Origin of the sequence: Coprococcus sp. ART55/1 (assembly GCF_000210595.1) — a bacterium.
GTDB lineage: Bacteria > Bacillota > Clostridia > Lachnospirales > Lachnospiraceae > Coprococcus > Coprococcus aceti.
Genome location: NC_021018.1, coordinates 1,615,581 through 1,619,520 on the forward strand (window position 1 = coordinate 1,615,581; position 3,940 = coordinate 1,619,520).

The window sequence follows — 3,940 nt, forward strand, 5'->3', positions numbered from 1 at the left end:
ACAGCCTTGACCAGTCCGATCATGCCCTCCTGTATAAGATCCTCCTCATCAGCACCTATGATATAAAGGCTTCTGCTCTGTCCCGTTATCATTGGGCCATAGCGCTTGATAAGTGTCTCCATAGCATCGTTATCCTTTTGTTCATTTATAAGCTCCAGCAGTTCATTATCTGATAATTCCGAATACATATACTCTACCTTTACTTGTTCATCCTCTGTCTTACGACCTCATAAGCCAGAACTCCGGCAGCAACTGATGCGTTGAGTGAGTCTATGTCTCCCTTCATAGGAACAGATACGACATAATCACACTTCTCCTTGACCAGTCTGCTGACGCCGCTTCCCTCATTACCTATGACAAGTCCAAGGGAACCTGTGAGGTTACACTTGTACATGAGTTCTCCGTCCATATCCGCACAGGCGAACCACATGCCTCTATCTTTCAGCTCCTCTATGGTCTTGCTGATATTTGTCACCTTTGCAACAGGTGTATAATTGATAGCTCCCGCTGATGCCTTTACAACTGTAGCTGTGATTCCGACTGCACGCCTCTTAGGTATGATCACACCGTGGGCACCACAGAGATTCGCTGTTCTGATGATCGCACCAAGATTGTGTGGATCCTCTATCTCATCAAGTATGAAGAAAAATGGATCCTCTCCTCTGCTCTCAGCCAGTGCAAACATATCCTCTATCTCTGCGTACTTATATGCCGCTGCATGTGCAATCACTCCCTGATGCTTGCCAGCCTGTGACATCTGGTTTAACTTTTCCTTTGAGAGGTAGTTTATCACTGTATCCTGCTTCTTTGCCTCTCTGACTATACTGTTCACAATTCCATCCCTGCATCCGTCAAGGACATACAGCTTATCTATGGTCTTGCCTGATCTGAAAGCCTCGAGGACTGCATTTCTTCCCTCTATGACAAATGCTTCCTCATCGCTCTCTGTCTTAATGTTATTCTCAAATTCTCTATTCTGCATCTTTTTCTCCATCTGTACTCTCTGTACTCTTTTCAAGTGTTGAGGTATCCTCTATTGTATCTTCCTGTGCTGCTTTGCCCGGATCCTTGTGCTGCTGTTCTGCCCTGTCCGTTTCAACTGGATCATGGTTCAGTATGATCCTCGTGATCTCAAACATCCTGTCATACTGCTTATCAAGATACAGAAAGCCTATAAGGCACTCAAAGCCCGTTGCCATTCGGTACTGTCCCACAGTCGCATTCTTGGCTGTTGAATGAGTCTTGGTGTTCCTGCCTCTCTTGTATATCCACTCTTCCTCCTCGGTGAGCAGTCCGTTGTCCAGAAGATACATTATATATCCCGCCTGAGCCTCCGCCTTCACAAGCTGGCTCACCTCTTTGTGGTATTTGTATGCCTGCTTGTTATCCTTTGTGACAGCAAGGGTCTTTATGAGAAGATCAAACACGCTGTCACCTATATATGCAAGTGAAAGCGGCGAATACTCCCTTGGATTAGTGTATGTCACCCCGAGTATCTCAGTAAAGTAACTGTCTATGCTCTTTTCCATTTTACGCCCTCTCTGGTATCCTCAAGGATAATTCCCATATCACTGAGCTGGTCACGGATCTCATCTGCCCTAGCAAAGTTCTTTGCCTTTCTTGCAGCCTGTCTCTCCTCGATAAGAGCCTCTATATCTGAATCAAGTATCTCTTTCTTCTTCTCTGTGATGATTCCAAGTATGTCGCAGAGCTTTGTCACTGTATTGAGCACAAGCTCCACAGTAGCCTTTGTTGACTCCTCTGTCACATTTACATTTGCATATTTTACGAGCTCAAATATAACTGAGATCGCATCTGCAGTGTTGAGGTCGTCATCCATGGCTGCCTCATATTTCTTCACAAATGCATCCATCTCGTCTGCAACTGCCTTATCTACTTCTCCTTCTGTTCCGCTTATAGACTTCAGTCTGTCAACTGCTGTAAGGATTCTCTCAAGGCCGTTCTTTGAAGCCTCAACAAGGTCTGCTGAGAAGTTGAGCGGACTTCTGTAATGGGCTGACAGCATGAAGAATCTAATGACCTGAAGAGGGTACTTCTCTGCTATCTCTCTGACTGTGAAGAAGTTGCCAAGTGACTTGGACATCTTCTCATTGTTGATCTTGAGGAAGCCGTTGTGCATCCAGTATCTTGCGAACTCTGTGCCATTTGCAGCCTCACTCTGTGCTATCTCGTTCTCATGGTGTGGGAATACAAGATCCTCTCCACCCGCATGTATATCTATTACATCTCCGATATATTTCTTGGACATAACCGAGCACTCAAGATGCCAGCCTGGTCTTCCATCGCCCCATGGTGATGGCCATGATGGCTCGCCCTCCTTCTTTGGCTTCCAGAGAACGAAATCAAGCGGATCCTCCTTCTCATCAACACCTGATACAAGAAGGTCTCTGTTACCTGAACGGAGGTCATCGATATTCTTCTTGGACAGCTTGCCGTAGTCCTTGAACTTTCTGGTTCTGAAGTATACGGTTCCATTCACCTCGTAAGCGTATCCCTTCTCTATAAGAGTCTTTACCATCTCAATCATATCCGGTATCTCTTCTGTTGCCTTTGGATGTGTTGTCGCCTCACGCACATTGAGAGCCGCCATATCCTTCTTGACCTCTGCGATATATCGCTCTGATATAACGCTGGCATCCACACCCTCCTCATTTGCACGCTTTATGATCTTGTCATCGACATCAGTAAAATTCGATACATAATTGACATCATAGCCCTTGTACTCCAGATATCTTCTGAGCGTATCAAATACTATCATTGGTCTGGCATTTCCTATATGGATATAATCATATACAGTAGGACCACATACATATATTCCCACCTTACCCTCGTTGATAGGCACAAACTCTTCTTTTCTTCTTGTGAGCGTGTTTAAAATCTTCATAAATATAATGTCCTTTCTATATTGGTCGATAATATATCTGTAAGCAAACAAAAAACTTCGTCCCAATATACATATGATATGCATATAGAGACGAAGTATTATCTCCGCGGTTCCACTCTGATTGTATTAAATACTACAATTCCTGTTCTTCGCCTTTTGTGTCTAGTATATGTGCGGGTGCAGGCTTTGTCAATAATTTCATTTTATAATTGTACTGGACATAGCACCGATTATTTACTAGAATAAACTGAATAAAACAATCAGGAGGATACCTATATGTCAGATATAAACAATAACGAAACCGACGAAATGGATATCGAGATGATCGATATAACATACGAGGATGGAACATCCTGCACATGTGAGATCATTGCCAAATTCGAGGTAAATGACATCTCTTATGCCGCTCTGCTTCCTGCAGATGACGAGGATGCCGATATCATCGTGTACAGATACAGCGAGCAGGGAGACGATGTCACCCTCGACGAGATCACCGACGAGGCTGAGTTCAACGATGTCGCTGACGCCCTCGACGAGATCCTGGACGATCTGGAATTCAATTCAGATGACGAGGAATAATATCCGTACATCTATGCGTTTTCTATAAGCTCGTTATTTATCGTATATTCAAGGCTGAGCGTCTTTGTTTCATGTATATCATCGAAGTGGACACACAGCTTTCTGTCATCTACATATGTGATGACTCCACGTCCATACCGCTTGTGGATTATGGTGTTTCCTGTTTTTATCAGAGACCTGTCCACAAGCATTTCCTGGACAAATCTCGAGGTCACCGCTTTTCTTCCATACATTTTCTGGGGAACATACACATACAGTCCATACTTAGCCCTCGTGACGGCCACATAGAACAACCGGCGTTCCTCCTCTATATTTCCATCTCCGACTGATTTCTTATGAGGCGTTATGTCCTCAACAGCATCCATTATGAATACATATGAATACCAAGTCCCTTTGAGCAGTGCATAGTCGAAAGCGTGACTGCATCACCTGCCACACTGCCCTGCCTGCTCTGCT

Annotated in this window: 6 protein-coding genes; 1 reads left to right on the forward strand and 5 read right to left on the reverse strand. The window is 44.4% G+C overall.

Annotated elements, in window-relative coordinates:
• From CCU_RS07415 to cysS, 4 genes are all read right to left on the reverse strand, one after another.
• Window positions 1-188 (reverse strand): sigma factor (locus CCU_RS07415; protein WP_305803639.1); only part of this gene is annotated, 188 nt, incomplete at its 3' end.
• Window positions 189-199: 11 nt separating this feature from the next.
• Window positions 200-982 (reverse strand): 23S rRNA (guanosine(2251)-2'-O)-methyltransferase RlmB, encoded by a 783-nt coding sequence (rlmB, locus tag CCU_RS07420; protein ID WP_015534148.1) that lies wholly within the window; start codon window positions 980-982, stop codon window positions 200-202.
• A complete protein-coding gene (locus CCU_RS07425) occupies window positions 972-1,529 on the reverse strand; it encodes a Mini-ribonuclease 3 (RefSeq protein ID WP_015534149.1) in 558 nt (185 codons plus the stop codon). The genes rlmB and CCU_RS07425 overlap by 11 nt, the downstream gene beginning before the upstream one ends.
• Window positions 1,514-2,905, reverse strand: a complete 1,392-nt coding sequence (cysS, locus tag CCU_RS07430) for a cysteine--tRNA ligase (protein ID WP_015534150.1) — start codon at window positions 2,903-2,905, stop codon at window positions 1,514-1,516. Before cysS ends, CCU_RS07425 begins: the two co-directional genes overlap by 16 nt.
• A gap of 276 nt (window positions 2,906-3,181) precedes the next feature.
• Between cysS and CCU_RS07435 the strand changes: the two genes are divergently transcribed.
• On the forward strand, window positions 3,182-3,484 hold the full coding sequence (locus CCU_RS07435; protein WP_015534151.1) for a DUF1292 domain-containing protein: 303 nt from the start codon (window positions 3,182-3,184) through the stop codon (window positions 3,482-3,484).
• Between the two features lie 11 nt (window positions 3,485-3,495).
• On the opposite strand, the gene CCU_RS07440 is transcribed toward CCU_RS07435, so the two are convergent.
• On the reverse strand, window positions 3,496-3,849 hold the full coding sequence (locus tag CCU_RS07440; RefSeq protein ID WP_015534152.1) for a 3'-5' exonuclease: 354 nt from the start codon (window positions 3,847-3,849) through the stop codon (window positions 3,496-3,498).
• Window positions 3,850-3,940 lie beyond the last annotated feature (91 nt).